Annotated in this window: 21 protein-coding genes and 1 pseudogene; 17 read left to right on the top strand and 5 right to left on the bottom strand. The window is 59.5% G+C overall.

The genetic code is table 11. The annotated features are described in order from the left end of the window. Window positions 1-312: 312 nt before the first annotated feature. From G6P99_RS25385 to G6P99_RS25320, 14 genes and pseudogenes are all read left to right on the top strand, one after another. Window positions 313-918 (top strand): annotated as a pseudogene (locus G6P99_RS25385) (DUF4131 domain-containing protein); the annotation flags it as partial. Between the two features lie 148 nt (window positions 919-1,066). Continuing rightward, window positions 1,067-2,311 (top strand): tyrosine-type recombinase/integrase, encoded by a 1,245-nt coding sequence (locus tag G6P99_RS25380; RefSeq protein WP_165123805.1) that lies wholly within the window; start codon window positions 1,067-1,069, stop codon window positions 2,309-2,311. 212 nt (window positions 2,312-2,523) lie between these two features. Then, window positions 2,524-2,901: a hypothetical protein gene (locus G6P99_RS25375; RefSeq protein WP_165123802.1), complete on the top strand. Its 378-nt coding sequence runs from the start codon at window positions 2,524-2,526 to the stop codon at window positions 2,899-2,901. Window positions 2,902-2,978: 77 nt separating this feature from the next. Further along, window positions 2,979-3,188 (top strand): AlpA family phage regulatory protein, encoded by a 210-nt coding sequence (locus tag G6P99_RS25370; RefSeq protein ID WP_165123799.1) that lies wholly within the window; start codon window positions 2,979-2,981, stop codon window positions 3,186-3,188. A 380-nt stretch (window positions 3,189-3,568) separates the two neighbouring features. Further along, the gene (locus G6P99_RS25365; RefSeq protein ID WP_165123796.1) at window positions 3,569-3,868 is read left to right on the top strand and encodes a hypothetical protein; all 300 of its coding nucleotides are present in this window, start codon (window positions 3,569-3,571) and stop codon (window positions 3,866-3,868) included. 2 nt (window positions 3,869-3,870) lie between these two features. Beyond that, window positions 3,871-4,905, top strand: a complete 1,035-nt coding sequence (locus tag G6P99_RS25360) for an AAA family ATPase (RefSeq protein WP_165123793.1) — start codon at window positions 3,871-3,873, stop codon at window positions 4,903-4,905. Window positions 4,906-5,037: 132 nt separating this feature from the next. Further along, window positions 5,038-5,463 carry a hypothetical protein gene (locus G6P99_RS25355; protein WP_165123790.1) on the top strand — a complete coding sequence of 142 codons (426 nt, stop codon included), beginning with the start codon at window positions 5,038-5,040 and terminating at the stop codon, window positions 5,461-5,463. An 82-nt stretch (window positions 5,464-5,545) separates the two neighbouring features. Further along, the gene (locus G6P99_RS25350) at window positions 5,546-6,145 is read left to right on the top strand and encodes a hypothetical protein (protein ID WP_334261655.1); all 600 of its coding nucleotides are present in this window, start codon (window positions 5,546-5,548) and stop codon (window positions 6,143-6,145) included. Beyond that, on the top strand, window positions 6,145-7,224 hold the full coding sequence (locus tag G6P99_RS25345; RefSeq protein ID WP_165123779.1) for a phage major capsid protein: 1,080 nt from the start codon (window positions 6,145-6,147) through the stop codon (window positions 7,222-7,224). The genes G6P99_RS25350 and G6P99_RS25345 overlap by 1 nt, the downstream gene beginning before the upstream one ends. Window positions 7,225-7,226: 2 nt before the next feature. Next, window positions 7,227-7,496, top strand: coding sequence for a hypothetical protein (locus G6P99_RS25340; RefSeq protein WP_165123774.1), 270 nt, complete (start codon window positions 7,227-7,229; stop codon window positions 7,494-7,496). 127 nt (window positions 7,497-7,623) lie between these two features. Further along, window positions 7,624-7,968, top strand: a complete 345-nt coding sequence (locus G6P99_RS25335; RefSeq protein WP_165123769.1) for a P27 family phage terminase small subunit — start codon at window positions 7,624-7,626, stop codon at window positions 7,966-7,968. Next, entirely contained in the window at window positions 7,968-8,234 is a 267-nt protein-coding gene (locus G6P99_RS25330) for a hypothetical protein (protein WP_165123764.1), read from the top strand. Before G6P99_RS25335 ends, G6P99_RS25330 begins: the two co-directional genes overlap by 1 nt. 294 nt (window positions 8,235-8,528) lie before the next feature. Beyond that, a complete protein-coding gene (locus tag G6P99_RS25325; protein ID WP_165123759.1) occupies window positions 8,529-9,674 on the top strand; it encodes a hypothetical protein in 1,146 nt (381 codons plus the stop codon). Between the two features lie 518 nt (window positions 9,675-10,192). Further along, window positions 10,193-10,588 carry a response regulator gene (locus tag G6P99_RS25320; RefSeq protein ID WP_246709622.1) on the top strand — a complete coding sequence of 132 codons (396 nt, stop codon included), beginning with the start codon at window positions 10,193-10,195 and terminating at the stop codon, window positions 10,586-10,588. Between the two features lie 224 nt (window positions 10,589-10,812). Here the strand turns inward: G6P99_RS25320 and G6P99_RS25315 are convergent, their stop codons facing one another. Beyond that, window positions 10,813-11,505, bottom strand: coding sequence for a hypothetical protein (locus G6P99_RS25315; protein ID WP_165123756.1), 693 nt, complete (start codon window positions 11,503-11,505; stop codon window positions 10,813-10,815). A gap of 277 nt (window positions 11,506-11,782) precedes the next feature. Between G6P99_RS25315 and G6P99_RS25310 the strand changes: the two genes are divergently transcribed. Beyond that, window positions 11,783-11,944 (top strand): DUF2934 domain-containing protein, encoded by a 162-nt coding sequence (locus tag G6P99_RS25310; RefSeq protein ID WP_165123754.1) that lies wholly within the window; start codon window positions 11,783-11,785, stop codon window positions 11,942-11,944. A 145-nt stretch (window positions 11,945-12,089) separates the two neighbouring features. Here the strand turns inward: G6P99_RS25310 and G6P99_RS25305 are convergent, their stop codons facing one another. The 4 genes from G6P99_RS25305 to G6P99_RS25290 form a co-directional block, all read right to left on the bottom strand. Next, window positions 12,090-12,446: a hypothetical protein gene (locus tag G6P99_RS25305; protein ID WP_334261654.1), complete on the bottom strand. Its 357-nt coding sequence runs from the start codon at window positions 12,444-12,446 to the stop codon at window positions 12,090-12,092. Between the two features lie 31 nt (window positions 12,447-12,477). Continuing rightward, window positions 12,478-13,539, bottom strand: a complete 1,062-nt coding sequence (locus G6P99_RS25300; protein ID WP_165123752.1) for a DUF6161 domain-containing protein — start codon at window positions 13,537-13,539, stop codon at window positions 12,478-12,480. A 256-nt stretch (window positions 13,540-13,795) separates the two neighbouring features. Beyond that, a complete protein-coding gene (locus tag G6P99_RS25295; protein ID WP_165123750.1) occupies window positions 13,796-14,125 on the bottom strand; it encodes a hypothetical protein in 330 nt (109 codons plus the stop codon). Window positions 14,126-14,132: 7 nt separating this feature from the next. Then, a complete protein-coding gene (locus G6P99_RS25290) occupies window positions 14,133-14,333 on the bottom strand; it encodes a hypothetical protein (protein WP_165123749.1) in 201 nt (66 codons plus the stop codon). Between the two features lie 95 nt (window positions 14,334-14,428). Between G6P99_RS25290 and G6P99_RS25285 the strand changes: the two genes are divergently transcribed. Both G6P99_RS25285 and G6P99_RS25280 read left to right on the top strand, forming a co-directional pair. Then, window positions 14,429-14,989, top strand: a complete 561-nt coding sequence (locus G6P99_RS25285; protein ID WP_165123747.1) for a hypothetical protein — start codon at window positions 14,429-14,431, stop codon at window positions 14,987-14,989. Then, complete coding sequence (locus G6P99_RS25280; protein WP_165123745.1) at window positions 14,986-15,261, top strand: hypothetical protein; 276 nt, start codon at window positions 14,986-14,988, stop codon at window positions 15,259-15,261. Before G6P99_RS25285 ends, G6P99_RS25280 begins: the two co-directional genes overlap by 4 nt. Window positions 15,262-15,389 lie beyond the last annotated feature (128 nt).

Here is a 15,389-nt window from a genome sequence, read left to right as displayed (position 1 = left end):
AGTTCGTCCGCAACGCCTGGTCTCAGGGGAGTTGTGGGCCACCTGAGAAGAGCTCCAGCGGCGTTCAGGTGCCGCGAGCCGTCACTGCCTCATCCCTGTCTGTCCGGGAGTGGAGGCATCATGGCAGTCTAATCCCAATGAGATCGGTACCTAATGAGACTTTCGGCTCGATCGGTTTGACGCAGGCGGCAGCTGTGGCCCGGCGCGGAAGCCAGGCATCCGGCCTTGCCGGTCCGTATTCTGCATCCGTTCCGCTAGCGGTGAGGTCACAGCATCCGGTAGCTTCTCGTCCCGGCAGGGATCGCAAGCGGAATGGCGGAGCAGGGCACGACGCCGGGCGGCAGACGCGGCTACGCGGGGACGTGGCCGCCGCGTGCGGCTGCGCCGGCCGGCGGCTATGTCCCGATGCGCGCCAGCATCTGGCGGCCCTTCGTCGAGACATTGCGGCAATGGGCGCGCGCGGAGGCGGGCGCCGGCCGGCTGTTGCCGTGGGTGCCGGTGGCGTTCGGCACCGGCATCGCGCTCTATTTCGCGGCCGAGCACGAGCCGGTGCTGTCGGTCGCGGCCGCCGTCGCAATTGCGCTCTGCCTGCTGGCGCTGCTGCTGCGGCGGCGGAGCGTGTTTCCCGCCATCGTGATGCTGGCTGCGGTCGCGGCGGGCTTTGCGACAGCGACGTGGAAGACGGCGCGGATCGCCCATGGCGTGCTGGCGCGGCCGATGTTCTCGGTGGCGCTGACCGGCTTCGTCGAGACGCGCGATATCCGCGAGAAGACCGATCGCTTCGTGCTGCGCGTGGTCTCGATGGAGAGCCCGCGCGACATGACGAAGCTCGAGCGCGTCAGGCTTTCGGTGAAGAAGGGCACCGCGCCCGATGTCGGCAGCTTCGTCGAATTGAAGGCACGGCTGATGCCTCCGCTTTAGGGTGATCCGACACCTTCCGAAGACATCCGAGAAACCCCTTGTGGATTGGGCATAACTTGAATCTGTCGTCTGGACACGTCCGATCCATTCCAGCAGAATCCGGGACTGATTTGTGGGTAGACCCGTGGGTTGCCGGAGATGACTTTTGGCGCGGCTGCTTAATCGACTTTCCCCGAAATTCATTGAGAACATCGAGAAGCCGGGGCGGTACGCCGACGGCGGCGGGCTGTATTTGCAGGTCGCACCCAGCACGGACGGCGGCGTCACCAAGGCTTGGCTCTTTCGCTACATGCGCGGGCACACCAGCCGGTCCGGCAAACCGACATCCCGGGAAATGGGCCTGGGCCCGCTTAGCACCAGCAAGCGGGACGGGTTCATTACCACCAAGGAGGCTCGGGAACGGGCCTACAGGGCGCGGGAGAACCTGAAGGCCGGAATAGACCCCATCGACGCCAAGCGCGCTCTGCGGCTCGCCAAACGGGTCCAGGACGCAAAGGCGGTGACCTTCACCCAGTGCGCCACCGAATATATCGAAGCCCACAAGGCCGCCTGGAAGGGCGAGAAACACACCAAGCTCTGGAAGGGCAGTCTCAAGAGGTACGTCGAACCGGTTTTCGGGGCCTTGCCGGTGGCGGCGGTCGACACGGCGTTGGTGCTGAAGGCGCTGAAGCCGATCTGGGGAACCAAGACGCAGTCGGCCGCGAAGCTCCGTATGCGGATCGAACTAATCCTTAACTGGGCGACCACCCATGGCTACCGGGATGGCGAAAATCCGGCTCGATGGCGCGGGCACCTCAAGAACGTGCTCCCAGATCCCGGCAAGGTCGCGAAGGTGAAACACTTGCCGGCGATGCCTTATGCTGAACTACCGGCGTTCATGGCCGAGCTGCGCCAGGACAGAACAGTGGCCGCCCGTGCGCTGGAATGGACGATCCTGTCCGCAGTGCGGTCCGATAACACATTCGGCCTGACGTGGGAGTCGGGTGAGGTCGATCCGACCAAGAAGTGCTGGACAATATCAGCAGAGCGCATGAAGGCCGATGCCGATCACCGCGTTCCGCTGACCGACCGAATGCTCGAGATCGTGTCGGGACTATCGCGCGATACGAAGTACGTCTTTTCTGGCGAAAATCCGAAGAAGAAGCTGCCTCACGAAAAGATGTTGAAGGCACTCAAGTCGATCCGCCCCGGTCTCACCGTTCACGGCTTTCGGTCGACCTTCAAGGACTGGGCTTCCGAGCAAACCGCATACGCGAACGAGGTTTCGGAAATGGCTTTGGCGCATGCCGTGGGTGACAAGGTCGAGAATGCGTACCGGCGAACTGATCTATTCGAAAAGCGAGCGCTCTTGATGAAGGATTGGGCGGCGTACTGCGGGTCGCGTTCATGACGCGGCAACTCTCCGAACAAGACGAGGCTACGCTGCTCATACTGGCAGAAGCATACGGCCGCGATGTTCTGATTGCCCGCTTGCGAGGCGCGGGCAGTCGGAGGAAAAGCTCCGGGCGTCCGAAAGATCTAGTATTCAACACTGGAATTATTTGGGGCCATGTCGAATTTCTGCGGCGGCATAGAGCGGGGTCGGTACTGAAGGCTTCTAGGATGCTCGCCAAGATCCTTGAACGATATACGCCGGGCCCCCTCGTGAAGTCGAAGGGCACCCGCAAGCACATCACCGCCAAGACCATCGAGAACACGTACAAGAGCGCAAAGACCTCAGCGCTTTCTGATCCGCTTCTTACAATAGTTATGAGGGACACCTGCAGCATACTTGAGCACGAGCTGATCGATGCGCCGGAAAGAGTACCCGTTCCAATCTTGGTCAAGAGGAACGGCGCCGCTGGATATGATTGGCCTCTCTTCGACACGTCGCGCATGGATGGGGTTGGACAGATGATTGTCCACGATGGTCCCGATTATAAATCTGGCATCACGTTTATCGTTACGCCCAAAAAAGCTAGCCCGAAAATTAGAGCATAGCTTTTTTCGGGCTAAGTCGGCGTCCTATTTCCATTCTCGTTCATTCGGATTTCACCGAACCAACGAGGACCTTGAAAATGGGTGTCGACACCTTCCTTAGGCTTGAAGCGGTCAAGCAGGCCACCGGCCTCGGCAGATCAAGCATCTACATGCTGATGGGCGAAGCCAAGTTTCCGAAGCCGGTGAAGCTCAACGATGACGGCGGCAAGGCGGTGGCGTGGCTCGCCAGCGAGATCGCGGAGTGGCAGCGCCAGCGTGTGGCCGCGCGGGATCGGGTGGCGGCATGACGCTCTGTCACCACGAGATCCGTCAACGAGACGACGGGCTGTTCAGTGTTCTAATCGGGAACACTGAAGCCGGACCATTCCCAAGCTACGCGTTCGCCGCGGCGATTGCTGAGGGCAGGGCGCCGGAGCCGAGACCGGCAACGAAATTCCGGCGCTACAGGATTGTCCGCGAGGTGCTGCACCTTGCGTAATCCGGAAATGCAAAACCCGGCCGCTGGTGACGGCCGGGCTTGCGAATTGGTCCTTGCTGGCGCTTCGGACAATTCGCAACCTAACAAAATTACCCGACGACTTCAAGTTTCAGCTCTCACGCGGCGATGCGCGATTAGCGGCGCTGCCGCGACGCTGCTTGCCCCGTTTATCTACGGGGAGGGCGCGCAATGACTCTAAACTTAGAGAGCGACATCACCGAACAGGTGCGTGCACTGGATCCGGCGAAGTGGTCGACCCTGCAGACCGAGATCTGTCTGAATATCGCGCATGCGGAGGTTTACGCCTTCACCGTTGAAGCGGAGCATGTTGCGCAATTGGTTCGGCTTGGTTTCCTGGATCGCGCGGCGGCAGCGGACCATTTACACACGGCCGCGATCTACAACAGGCTCTATCTCGAGTACGGCACCGAAGCCATTCAGAAGATCATGGCCGACGCGATCGCCGGTGCATTGGCAGGTGCAGCGTGAATATGCGCGTCGCCGACTTTCCCGAGAACATGAGCAACCAAGAACTGGACGCGCTGACGGTAGTTCAAGACCGGTTTGGAGCCGGCTTCAAGCGTACCAATACAAATGATCTGATGGCGGCGACCTTTCCGCCGCTAAAGGCGATCGTTGCTGGCTACGTATATGCCGGTTTTACGGCGTTCGCCGGTCGAATGAAACTCGGCAAGACCTGGTGGGCTATCGATATCTCGGTGGCGGTCGCGACGGGCGGCGCCGCGATGGGCTCAATCGACTGTATCGCAGGCGACGTCCTATACATCGACCTAGAGAACGGACCGCGCAGAATACAGTCTCGTATTCGAGCTCTGTTTCCGAACGATCACGCATTGCCGGACATGTCACGGCTCGAATGGGTTACGGAAGCCCCGCTGCTCAACGACGGCTTCATCAACCGTCTGGATCGTTGGCGGCTATCCGTGAAGGATCCCAGGTTGGTCGTTATCGACGTCCTTCAGCGGATCAAGCCTCCCGGCAATAAGAACCAGAACGCCTATGAGTCCGACTATTCCATTTGGGCTCCGCTTCAGGAGTGGTCCACGCGTCACGGTGTAGCGGTGCTCGGTCTGCATCACACCAAGAAGGGCGCCATGGATGACCCACTCGAGGCGCTGTCGGGATCCAACGGCCTAGCAGCCTGCGCCGACACAACTATTGTTTTGGACCAGGGTGCGAACGGTCGGACCCTCTACGTTCGTGGTCGCGACGTTGAGGAGCGCGAGACGGCAGTGTTGTTCAATGCTGGGAGTTGGACGGTTCTAGGCGAAGCAGCTGACGTGCGTCGCTCCGACGAACGGAGGGCAATTCTCTCCGCTTTGGCCAAGACGTCGCCCCTAGGACCGAAGGAGATCGCGGCAGCAACAGGCATGAAAGACGGCAACGTCAGGTTCCTTCTAGGTCAGATGGTGGCTGCCGGCGAGATCCAGAAGCAAGGCTACGGCCGCTACACCCCCACCAACACCGCTAACACCCCTAACACTTGGTGCTCAGATGATGACTGAGACTGTGAGCGGTGTGAGGAGTGTAAGGGGGATCTGCATCGCGGGCGGTATTGCTCCGTCGACCGGTGCTGCACAAAATCTCCGACAAAGCCAAATTGATGTTTCGGCCTGCTCGATGTGGCTTCGCTCTGCATGACCGAACCCGTCGCCCGCTATCTGGCCATCCGTGACGCGTGCGCCGCTGCCGGCGGCGTGCTCGCGGTCTTGGCGCGGGCGATGGACGATCATCTGGCCAGTGGCACCCCAATCTTTCACGGCCTCGGCCTTTACGGGCGTTGGCAATCTGAAGCGCGCCGAGAAATGCGTAGGCGCAGCCTCTCCGCTATCCGCCGTCCGCAGCAAATTGCCGTTGCCAAACCCAATGCCAGCGCAAAGGCACGCGCGATCCTGAAAGCTCTAAAGCCTTACCTGGCGGAGCGCTGGCCAGCTGATCTGCTGAATTTCCAAGCGACAGGACAGGCACCAGCCGGCGGGGACGAGGCACTTTTCCAGATCGCCCAGCGCACGAACGGCAATCTTCCGAGCGCGCGTTCCGTCCGGCGTTGGTGCAGCAAATGACGATTTTTGGCCAAGTGAACGCGTTCGCGTGGCCAACTTCGGTGACCGGCGCATGGTCCGGCTCTAGGTTTCGATCATGATTATGAAGACATCGACACAAACGCCGCTTCAATCTGCCGTTGCCGCGATCAATGCGAAGCTACTCTCGCTCAGGTCTGAGCTGCGGGAGACTTCGGCACGGATCGTGGATCTGGAAAAATCGGGAATTCGTCCGGCAACTACAGAGCCTCACGATCGCCTGAAGCAGGAAGCGCGGTCCCTCGTCAACGGCGCCTCATACAAGCCCGCCGCGGTCTCCGCAGACCATCCGGCGATCCGTTACGAACAGGAGCGCCGCCGCCAAGAGGTGCTGAAGCTTGCCGTCGAGCAAGCCGAGCAAGACGCAGCGCTGGCCAGCGCCGATCTCGGCCGCGAGATCCTGGCGACGCATGACGCGGAGATCAAGGCGAAGCACCGCGAGCGCGCCCTGACGCTGATCAAGCTTATGCGCCTGAATGACCAGATCGAGGAATTCCGCGCCACTCTCATGGAGTGCGGCGCCGCCGTCGCTCATCCGCTCGACGGCCATACCGCAAAACTGTTCGGCATCACCTCGCAGCCTTCGGCAAGTGCCGCTGGTCTGCGTCGATACCTGGACGCCTGCGTGGCAGCCGGTGTCATCACAAAGAAGGAACTTGCCTAGTGTCCGATCGTCGCATCTTTGGGCCGCAGGGCCATCTCCGTAGCGGCCGGCTCGTCGCACACAAAACGCAGGAAGCGGCCTTTCGCGCTGGTGCATGGTTTCTCGCCATCAACGGGAACCAGAAAGCGGCGGCCTGGGCCAAGGCGAGCGGCTTGCCTATCGAGAAGGCTCACGGCGAGAGCCAAAACTCTGTTGGCGGCTTCCTGGTGCCGAACGAGCTCGTGGCTACCATCATTGCTCTACGCGAACTGCGCGGCGCCTATCGGGCTGCCGCGCAGGTCGTGCCGCTGAGTTCGGACTATTCGTCCATCCCTCGCCGGACCGGTGGCCTCACCGCTTACTTTATGGCCGAGGCCACCACCATCACGGAAAGCGGAGGGACGTGGGACACTGTCGGGTTGGCACCTAAAAAGCTAGCGACGCTGTCGCGCAGCTCGAGCGAGCTCGATGAGGACGGAGCAATTGACTGGGGCGAATGGTTCGTCTCCGAGATTGCGTACGCGTTCGCCTCTAAGGAGGATGATTGCGGGTTCAACGGCGACGGCACGTCAGCCTATTCAGGCATCCGCGGCATCACAAATCTGCTGCTCGACGGCAGCCACAATGCCGGCAAGGTAACCGCTGGCTCACACAGCACGTTCGCCACGGTCGACACAACCGACCTGGCCAAGCTGATCGGGACCGCGCCGAGCTATGCGCTGGCTAACGCTCGTTGGTTCGCCTCCAACATGGGCTTTGCTCTGGTCTTCTGCCGTCTGGCCGCGTCGGCTGGCGGCATTGTCATGCAGGAACTGAACGGTCGCATGGTGCCTCACTTCATGGGCTGGCCCGTCCAGATTACGCAGGCGCTGCCGCAGTCCACAGGCTCATTGACCGGCCAAGTAATGCTTTGTTTCGGCGATCTCTCGCAGGCCGCCACTCTCGGCGAACGTCGCGGCGTCACCGTCGCGCGCTCCGATCAGACGTTTATCACCCAGGACCAGATCGCATGGCGCGGCACGGAACGCGTCGACATCGTCAACCACGACCTCGGCGACAACACCACTGCCGGACCGATCGTCGGACTCGTTGGGGCATAATCATGAGCAGCAATTCAATTCAGGAACGCCGACAGCGTCTGGCCACCAAGTTCGCCGCTCGACGGCGCGAACTGGAGCTTAAGGAGATCAAGACAGGCGTGCGTGCCAGTCGCCCTGGCGACGTCAAAGTCAGCCTCAAGCTCGCCGAGAAGATCGAGCGCGTGGAGCGTCTGGGCTATCGCGTGTCGGTAGACGAGCTCGAGGCGATCGTCAGCGAGCTCAAGGCCGAACAGAGCCGGCGCATCCGACCATCCAGCCAGACCCGCCACTGAAGCTGGTGAGGGGGAGGGAGGGTTAAGGCTCTACGGCCCACCCCTTTAGAACCGGTTTCGCCCAAAAACGCGCGATGGCGCTGCCCCCGTTCAAAAACTCGGCCAATCGAAGCGATGAAAAACTGAAATGAAAGCCAAAACCCCTAAACCACCAGCACATTTGGCCGAGCCAACCCGCGTTTGGTGGCGTTCTGTCGTCAGAGATTATGCGCTTGAACCCCACCATCTGCGCCTTTTACAGGCCGCCTGTGAGGCTTGGGATAGGCTTCAGCAGGCTCGAGAGTTGCTGTTGCGCGACGGTTTGGTCGTTGAAGGCCGCGAGGGCGGTGTGCGTCCGCATCCGGCCGTGGCGATCGAGCGGGATAGCCGTATCGGCTTCTCCCGGCTTGTTCGCGAGCTTGATCTCGATACCGAGCCTCCGGCATCGGGCCGCCGACCGCCCGCGCTCGCGTCGAATCGGCGAGGTGTGTGATGCCAGTGAAACGCCGAGTACCGAAGCAACGATCTCTATCGCCCGCGGACGAACTGCGGGCATGGTCCGAAATGTTCGATGTCGGCTTCGATTTCTTCGATGATCTCGAGGACATTGGATTGTCGGCCACAGGTGAGGGACATCCGCTGGCCGAGGACGCATGGCGTCGCCTGGGAGCGGAATATCTCCGCGCTGAACCGGCAGACAAGGTGTGCTGGGCGCTCGAGAAGTTCGGTCGGCCTTGGGAGACGCGCTATGCCCGTTAAACGAAGGGTCTCGAAGCGTCGCACGATCACACTTTCGCCGGAGGTATTCGCAGCCTTTGAGGCCGGCGATGAGTACGCGCTCCGGCGAGCGTTGGGGTTGCCTCCCTGGCACGCTTCGCCCCTTGACGAGGATCTAACGGGGCCGAGCTACAGCGACGGTCTATTGTGGACGCAGACCCGCCGAGCGGCACTAGAAATCCGAGAAGAAATCAATCGCGCAAGTCGCTGCAGTTTAGCGAAAGCTTGCTCAGAGCACGACGAAACCTTTCTACCCCACGCCAAAAGGGTTCCGAGATGACTATTGCTGAATTCAATAGCCCGCAGTTCAACCTGATCGGAATGCCGGTCAATCAGTTGGCAGCAACTCCCCTCGGCAATGCCTCGATCAGCGAGAACAATCTCGGCGCCGCTAATGCGGCCTATGTTGCGATTGGCGACATGTGGTGGGACGATCATGGGTCACATACGATCGACACCAGCGGATCATCGCTGATCGGCTTTCAGTTAGGCTCGGGGACCTGGGCGAACGGCGGTTCGACCTTAAAGGTCGGGATCGCTTCGTTGGACACCAGCAATGGTCCCACGGGGCGTCCGGTAAACTCCTCAGGCGTGATCACGCCTGATGTTGCGGCGGTCATCACTGGTGGAAGCGGGCTGACGCAGCTCGCGTGGAACGATGTTGTACCGACCACCGGAACCAGGACCATAGCTCAAGCAGAGCGCATTGCGATATTTTTGCAACTAACCGCGCGAGCAGGCTCCGACGCGCTCTTGGTTAGGTCGATGCCGAATGCTGGATTTTCGAACGGGATACCCAATGTTTGCACGTACAACGGCTCGTCGTTCGTCGGGCAGCAACTGACTCCGAATTTCGAGCTTCGCGCCCACGACGGTGTGCGAGGCGCCTTGTTGGGCACTTATTTGATTTCTTCCGGTAGCAGCAAGTCGTGGAACAATACTTCGACGCCAAAAGAGTATGCGAACATCGTCCAGGTGCCATATGCCTGCAAGGCGTATGGCGTAGTGATGTACGGAAACGTCTCGGGCGACTTCGATTATGTGTTGTACGAAGACCCGCTTGGCACGCCGGTTGCTCGCGCATCCGGCTCGGTCGATGCGAACACCGTTGCTGGCACCGGCGTCGAAACCTACAACTTGGCCTTCACCACCGGCTTTGGGTGGGAGCTGACGCCCGGCGTGCCGTATGCCGTCGCGATCAAGCCGACGTCCGGCAGCAATGTGTCGATGAACTACATGACGTTCGCAAATGTCGCCCATCAGGCGTCGGTGCCCGGCGGTGACAACGGATACGCGGTAAGCCGCAGCACCGGTGCGTTCAGCGCGCAGAACTCATCGCTCGACAGGTTCTTCCTCGGCCTTAGAGTCGGTGGGGGCAACGCTGGCGGCGGAGGATCCTTCTCCGGCGTCATATGTGGTTGAAAAGGAGGAGCGGCAGTGGTCACGCAATCCAACGCCATCTGGGTGTGTGAGGCAGCTCATCCCTTGGAAGGGCCACAGGGCATTATGGATCTCCCGGGCACGCTTCAGAATCTGCTCCCGTGACGTTCGACTCTGTCATGGCCGAATAAGGTCCCTAGGGTCGCTCACGGGAGATAGCCCCTTACCTTGAGCCAATGGGCGCAGTGCTCGGTTTTGAGCCAATTTACGGTGGATTGTTCATTTAAGAATCCAGTCACGAAATCGGTCTTTCCATCAGGGCAGTGGCAAACGATCCGCCACCCGTCTTTGGACGCCTCCGCTTGGAAAATTACATGTGTTTCTGTCATCCCGCCAATATGCGCCTCCGTGCGCGCTAAACCAAGGACGGAACGCTGCCATAATCATACTGACGGCGACATCACAGTACAGCACGATGCCGCCACACCCCTAGATCCAGGAACAAGTGTTCACTTTGTAACTTAGCCACTGTCGCGTTGGCGCGGCAGGAGGATGCGGGCGTGCTAGAGCAACCGATATTGGTGATCCTCGTGGTTGAGGATGACGCTCTTATTCAAGATCTGGTCCAGGAAGCCTTGGCCGACGGCGGTTTCAAAACAGAAGCTATTTCATCTGGGGAGAAAGCGATTGCCCTCCTCGAGGAGCGCGTGCAAGAATACCGAGCCCTCATCACTGACATTCATTTGCCTGGTACTCTCAACGGTTGGGATGTTGCCAGGCGCGCAAGAGAGCTTAATCCGCAAATGCCAGTGGTTTACATGACCGGAGAGGGTGCCGACGAGTGGCCCTCACATGGCGTGCCGAACAGCGTCCTCTTGCTAAAGCCTTTCGCGCTTGCGCAAATCGTGACGGCGATTTCTCAACTTCTGAACCAGATCCCGCTGTCGCAAGGGTAGGGCGTGCGATCGACGGGTCCGGTCGAGTAACGGAGGAAGTGAGCGGGCTTGCGGCGCCAGGGCATGGGGGTTTGACGGCCGAGGCGGCGACCGCACCAAAACCGACGCCTCCGTAGGTTCTGCCCATGATCGCGCCGATCCCGCGCGGGGTGAAGCCGCTAGGGATCGGTCAATCTGCCGCCCCGGTTACTGCCGATGGGTCAAGACCGCACTCTCAATTTGCGTCATGCCAACCGCGACCCTGGTGGCAGGTTCTTTGTGTAGTTCAAATCCGTTTGTCCGCGGCGGTTGGGATCGGTATTTTCGCTCTTCCTTCGCATCTTCAGCCTAAACAGACCATCGGAGGAATTCGGTGAAATGTAGGTCACGCCTTTGGTTCTATAATGAGGGTGCGTGGCGATACTCCACCGTAGATCGGATAAGTCCCTGGTTGGTACCGCTGCCCCGGGCTGCTTTTGCAAATTGCGCGCGATCCCTTCAGCGGTTGTCACGAGTCTAACGTTGGCATTACCCCCCGTGGCGGGTGGGATGGCCTCGCCGCTATTGAGGCGAAACAGGAACGATGCCAGAAACGCCGCGGCCTCGTTGGACGATTCAAATTGTCCCTTGCTATTCTGCAAGTCGACGATGGCATGGACGCACTCGTGGATAATGGCAGCCCTGTCACCTACCGTCCCTGCGAAGAAGGCCGGCGGTACCACGACATAATCGTTGAAATCATCGTATCGGGCCTCAACGTCTTGGGGCAGAGGTTCAACTCGTATCTTGATATCCCCAACCTCTATAGCTCTGGCGATGCGCTCAAAAGCAGCGCCGTCGATATGCCACGGTCCCAAATGGAAGTTGATCCTTTGCGCCTCAGCAGACCTGAGGGTGGCAAGAATGCTTGCGTTCGGACTGTGAGTTTGATCGGGCATCGTAAGCTTCTCCGAAGCCAGCCCCATTTACCTAGCGTAAGTCGCATGTGGCCATGAGGTGGTTTTCAAGGCGCGCCAAAAGGCCGCATTGCGGCCGGCCGTTCTTCGTTCCGCGTTAAAAGGTCAGCTAACGTCCTGGTTCGGCGCAGTTTCGGTGGAGAACACCGGACGAGCGTCACCAGAGCCGGGTCGCTTTTTTCCGGTTGCGCGCAGTCCTCGAAACTAGAGGGAACTATTTCCTGAAGCGCGCGGTTGAATTGCTCTAGGGAGAGTACACATGGCAGAACCGACTGAAGAACAGATCCGGGCCCGCGCCCAGGAGCTCTGGGAAAAGGCGGGGCAACCTGAAGGCCGCGACAAGGAATTTTGGGAGTTGGCCGAACAAGAATTGCGGAATGAAGATAAGTCTTCTCCGCTCCGGACCCCTGATAACCTTTAAGTGGGGGCTCACGAGCCTGCGAGCAGCTTTCTCAGGGACGCGTCTCGTCGCCAAATCGGACCATCGCCCCCAGTCAAATCGGTACGGAGCGGCATCGCTGCTAATAGAATGGAAAAGGCCCCCGCCGATGCGGGGGCCCTGCAAATCAATCGCGCTCTTTGATGATAGTCTTTTCGCGCGGTTCGTTATGCTCCCTCTTGATGACAGTCGTGCGATCGGCGGGCTCGCGCTCCTTGATCACGGTGGTGCGGTCGCGGTCGCGGTCCCGATCGACGTGGGATTCACCAGTGGTTACGCCGGCACCCACGGGTCCGACATGGACACCAACTTCATCAGCGAAAGCGGGGGTGCCAAGGGCGACAACAGCGGCAACAGCCAACACGTATTTCATCTCGTAGCCTCCAGTTTGTTCGATCCTGGAAAATGCCGCGAGGTGCCGAATGTTCCTCGTGATATTGACAGTTTGTCGCACCGAATTCGCCTTGGTCGTGTCGTCCGGCAAGGTCGTCGCCAAGGCTCGTCACGGGGCCGCGTCATTTTTTCTGAATCAGATCGAGAAGTCCGGCCGGTGGGCCTTCGTCGCCCGTCTGAGGGGGAATTGGACGGAAAAGGGCGTTAAGAATGATTGCCCTGTCTTGATCCGTTGCTGGCTGCTTTTCGTTCTGAAGCAGACCCATATAGGTGAGCGCCAAGGAGCGCCGGTGGTCCGCGTCGTCAGCGAGGTTGAGATTTTGAATGAACACGCGGCTGATGTTCTTTAGCAACCAAGCGTAAAGCAGCGCCGGCACTGAGATTGCGGCAAGCCCCGAAATGGAGAAGCCGCCATTGGACGCCCCGGTTAGCTTGCCGATGGCGTCGGAGACAACGCTCCAGTACTCCAACGCAGCAAATATCGGAGCAACAGTCATCAGAGCGAATATCGCAAGCCACAATCGCCATATGCGTGTTTTCTTGACTGCAATGGTTTGCCATGATCGTGCTGGCTCTTCTATTGTCAGCTTGTTTCGATACAGATCTTCGAGCTCTCCAATAAGAGCCCTCTTGTCATCAATGAATTGATTGAGAGCTTGCGCGGCAGCATCGCTCTTTTTGCTGGCTTCAGCTGCTTTGGCGGCAGCATCTGAGGCCGACAAGAGATCGTCAAATGCGAAGTTCGCGGGATTTGCGAATGCGACCGCTCGGAAGACGTGAATTATGTCGCGCCCCGCTGGATGAGACGCATGCATCCATTTTGTGCAGTAAATCGCCGCGAGAATTGCGGCGCCTGCCTCGCTCGATGCCTTTATCTGTTCTACTCGGCGGCCTACCGCGCTTGCGCCGATGAGCACTTGTCTGGCGCGTGCGTCTTGCACGTATTCTTCGAGGGATTCTTTTTTGTTAGCTTGGACGTCACGCACAATCGACGTCAGCGCTTCCACTGCGGGCTCGCTTAACCGCAGGTTTCCAAAACCTTGCCCACCGAGAGTAATCTGCTGGCCACTGATTAAAAGCTTGCTGAAATAGGCGATTTCTGCGTTCAAAAATTTCACTATGTCGTCTTTGCTGCCGACAATGCTTACTCCCTGGCTAGGGATTATAACGCTCCAGCTTTCCATCCTGCCCCCACCAGCTCTTCGAGCTTTATTCTCTCAGATTTGGTCACGAACCTACCGCAACCTATGCGCGCAGGGAAGCGCACTCTCGGATTGTACAGAATCCGTGATTTTTCGGTGGAGAACACGACGTCGCCGCGGGCCGCACGCGCGGTCGCAGGTCCATCGCCGCCGCCACCCCGTGCGGTCATTCGGTGATCCGCTGTTCAGCAAGGACGTAATAACCAGATACTAAAATTCCTCCACCGTTCGATCCTGGTTAGGCTTGACGGTTTGGGCGGCTTAAAAGCGCGGCCACATAGGTGTGAATCACCGGGATAGACAAGATCGCCAGACGAATGACGGGCGAGGTGATCGCGAAACCGAGCAACCAATATAGCATCCCGAAGATGGCAAAGACCCAGATGAGACCGACCACGATCTGCAATGGTCGCTTCCTCCACCACCATAAAAGAGCGGCAACCGCGGTCATGCTAATAGACCCGTTCACATAGCTCGGCTGATCCTGCGGCTCAGCCCTAAAGTCGGTGAGAAGCCGCGATCCGCCGCGCATCAAATAAGCAAGTAGCAGGATGGCAAGCCAATCCATCCCTTTTCTACTTTCCCTTCGCCTTTAGCCCGATCTCGACCAGCCGGCGGATGGCTTCGGAGCGTCCAGGATCGTCATCTTGCTGTGAGGCCCACGCCTCGACAGCCGCGATCAATGTCGGTGGCATGCGGGTGCTGACAAGGGGATCCTTACCCGTCGCCGGACGGCCTCGTTTTTTAGGTGTGACCTTTTTTGTTGACGATTTCATATTTAGGTCATACCCTAAATCTGCTTGAAAACCAAGCGGCCTGCCGAGGTGCTAGGAACACCGCGACAGGCCTGGCCCAAACTATGAGGTGTTTCATGGCTCAGGTTGATTCTGAGAATAGCACAGCTATGCCTAGCGCTGCGGCGTCCGCTGGTGCGCTCTACTTCAAGACCGATGTTTCCCCCGAAGATCTGTTCGTCGCGATAGGGCGCCTCCGGCGCGAAGCCAGAGAGGAGGTCGACAGACTCCTCCAGTTCCTAGACCGGACCGACGACTACATCTCTCGCGAGCTCGAGGACGATGGCGACGCCGAGCCATCCCTCGGCCTGCAGGAGGCATTTCCAGGCCAAGGCCGCGGCGGTGGCGGCGACGATCGCGAACCGGATCTTGGAAGCTTTGACCGGATGACTGATCAGCGTCTGTCCAACCGGCAAAACCATCTTGGCGAAGAACGACTCGAAGTCGACGCAGAGCATGATCTTGCCGACCACGAGCCCAGCCTGGGCGGTCTCGATCACTACCAAAGCCAGGAGTTATGGGCCGCGGGCGGGCGCCGCGATCTAGAGCGGGATCCCGCTGAGTCCGGCATCGGCGATCATGATGGCTTGCACGAGCAGGCCGGAACGAACGATTGGCAGATGGGAGGCATGGCATGAAACCGGTAACGCGAAGGGTAGGTCTACGCGTGCTGGCGGGTGCAGCCGCCGCCTCAACACTCACCGGATCAGTCAAAGCCGCAGACGCCTCGCTGGCCGGCGTCGTCGATCCAATCTTCGCGCTGATTGAGGATCACAGGAGGCTTCAGACGCTTCGCTGCGAACTTTATGATGAGTGGGACCGCGCTGAGATGAAGCCGGAGATGAGCACGGTCGGCGCCCTGTCGCGCTTATCCATTGGCGTGATTATCACATCGGCGGGTCTGAAATAGACAACCGGCGCGACCAGCTGCTGCGCGAGGCAGAGATCGATCCGGCAATTATCGAACAGGAGTATCTCGACGCTAGGGCCCGCTGGCAAGCAAAGCTGGCCGCAGGGAAAGCGTGGGATGAGCGCGCC

It is taken from the genome of Bradyrhizobium sp. 6(2017) (assembly GCF_011058295.2).
Classification (GTDB): domain Bacteria; phylum Pseudomonadota; class Alphaproteobacteria; order Rhizobiales; family Xanthobacteraceae; genus Bradyrhizobium; species Bradyrhizobium septentrionale.
The sequence above is the reverse complement of the archived record's forward strand: the minus strand, read 5'-3'. Positions and strand labels throughout refer to the sequence as shown.

Bases quoted from the DNA above. Each gene is read 5' to 3' on its own strand.
- G6P99_RS25330 (WP_165123764.1), top strand. From the start codon at position 7,968: ATGCCAGTGAAACGCCGAGTACCGAAGCAACGATCTCTATCGCCCGCG.
- G6P99_RS25290 (WP_165123749.1), bottom strand. From the start codon at position 14,333: ATGAAATCGTCAACAAAAAAGGTCACACCTAAAAAACGAGGCCGTCCG.
- G6P99_RS25355 (WP_165123790.1), top strand. From the start codon at position 5,038: ATGACCGAACCCGTCGCCCGCTATCTGGCCATCCGTGACGCGTGCGCC.
- G6P99_RS25325 (WP_165123759.1), top strand. From the start codon at position 8,529: ATGACTATTGCTGAATTCAATAGCCCGCAGTTCAACCTGATCGGAATG.
- G6P99_RS25335 (WP_165123769.1), top strand. From the start codon at position 7,624: ATGAAAGCCAAAACCCCTAAACCACCAGCACATTTGGCCGAGCCAACC.
- G6P99_RS25350 (WP_334261655.1), top strand. From the start codon at position 5,546: ATGAAGACATCGACACAAACGCCGCTTCAATCTGCCGTTGCCGCGATC.
- G6P99_RS25315 (WP_165123756.1), bottom strand. From the start codon at position 11,505: ATGCCCGATCAAACTCACAGTCCGAACGCAAGCATTCTTGCCACCCTC.
- G6P99_RS25365 (WP_165123796.1), top strand. From the start codon at position 3,569: ATGACTCTAAACTTAGAGAGCGACATCACCGAACAGGTGCGTGCACTG.
- G6P99_RS25360 (WP_165123793.1), top strand. From the start codon at position 3,871: ATGCGCGTCGCCGACTTTCCCGAGAACATGAGCAACCAAGAACTGGAC.
- G6P99_RS25370 (WP_165123799.1), top strand. From the start codon at position 2,979: ATGGGTGTCGACACCTTCCTTAGGCTTGAAGCGGTCAAGCAGGCCACC.
- G6P99_RS25375 (WP_165123802.1), top strand. From the start codon at position 2,524: ATGCTCGCCAAGATCCTTGAACGATATACGCCGGGCCCCCTCGTGAAG.
- G6P99_RS25295 (WP_165123750.1), bottom strand. From the start codon at position 14,125: ATGGATTGGCTTGCCATCCTGCTACTTGCTTATTTGATGCGCGGCGGA.
- G6P99_RS25285 (WP_165123747.1), top strand. From the start codon at position 14,429: ATGGCTCAGGTTGATTCTGAGAATAGCACAGCTATGCCTAGCGCTGCG.
- G6P99_RS25280 (WP_165123745.1), top strand. From the start codon at position 14,986: ATGAAACCGGTAACGCGAAGGGTAGGTCTACGCGTGCTGGCGGGTGCA.
- G6P99_RS25340 (WP_165123774.1), top strand. From the start codon at position 7,227: ATGAGCAGCAATTCAATTCAGGAACGCCGACAGCGTCTGGCCACCAAG.
- G6P99_RS25310 (WP_165123754.1), top strand. From the start codon at position 11,783: ATGGCAGAACCGACTGAAGAACAGATCCGGGCCCGCGCCCAGGAGCTC.
- G6P99_RS25300 (WP_165123752.1), bottom strand. From the start codon at position 13,539: ATGGAAAGCTGGAGCGTTATAATCCCTAGCCAGGGAGTAAGCATTGTC.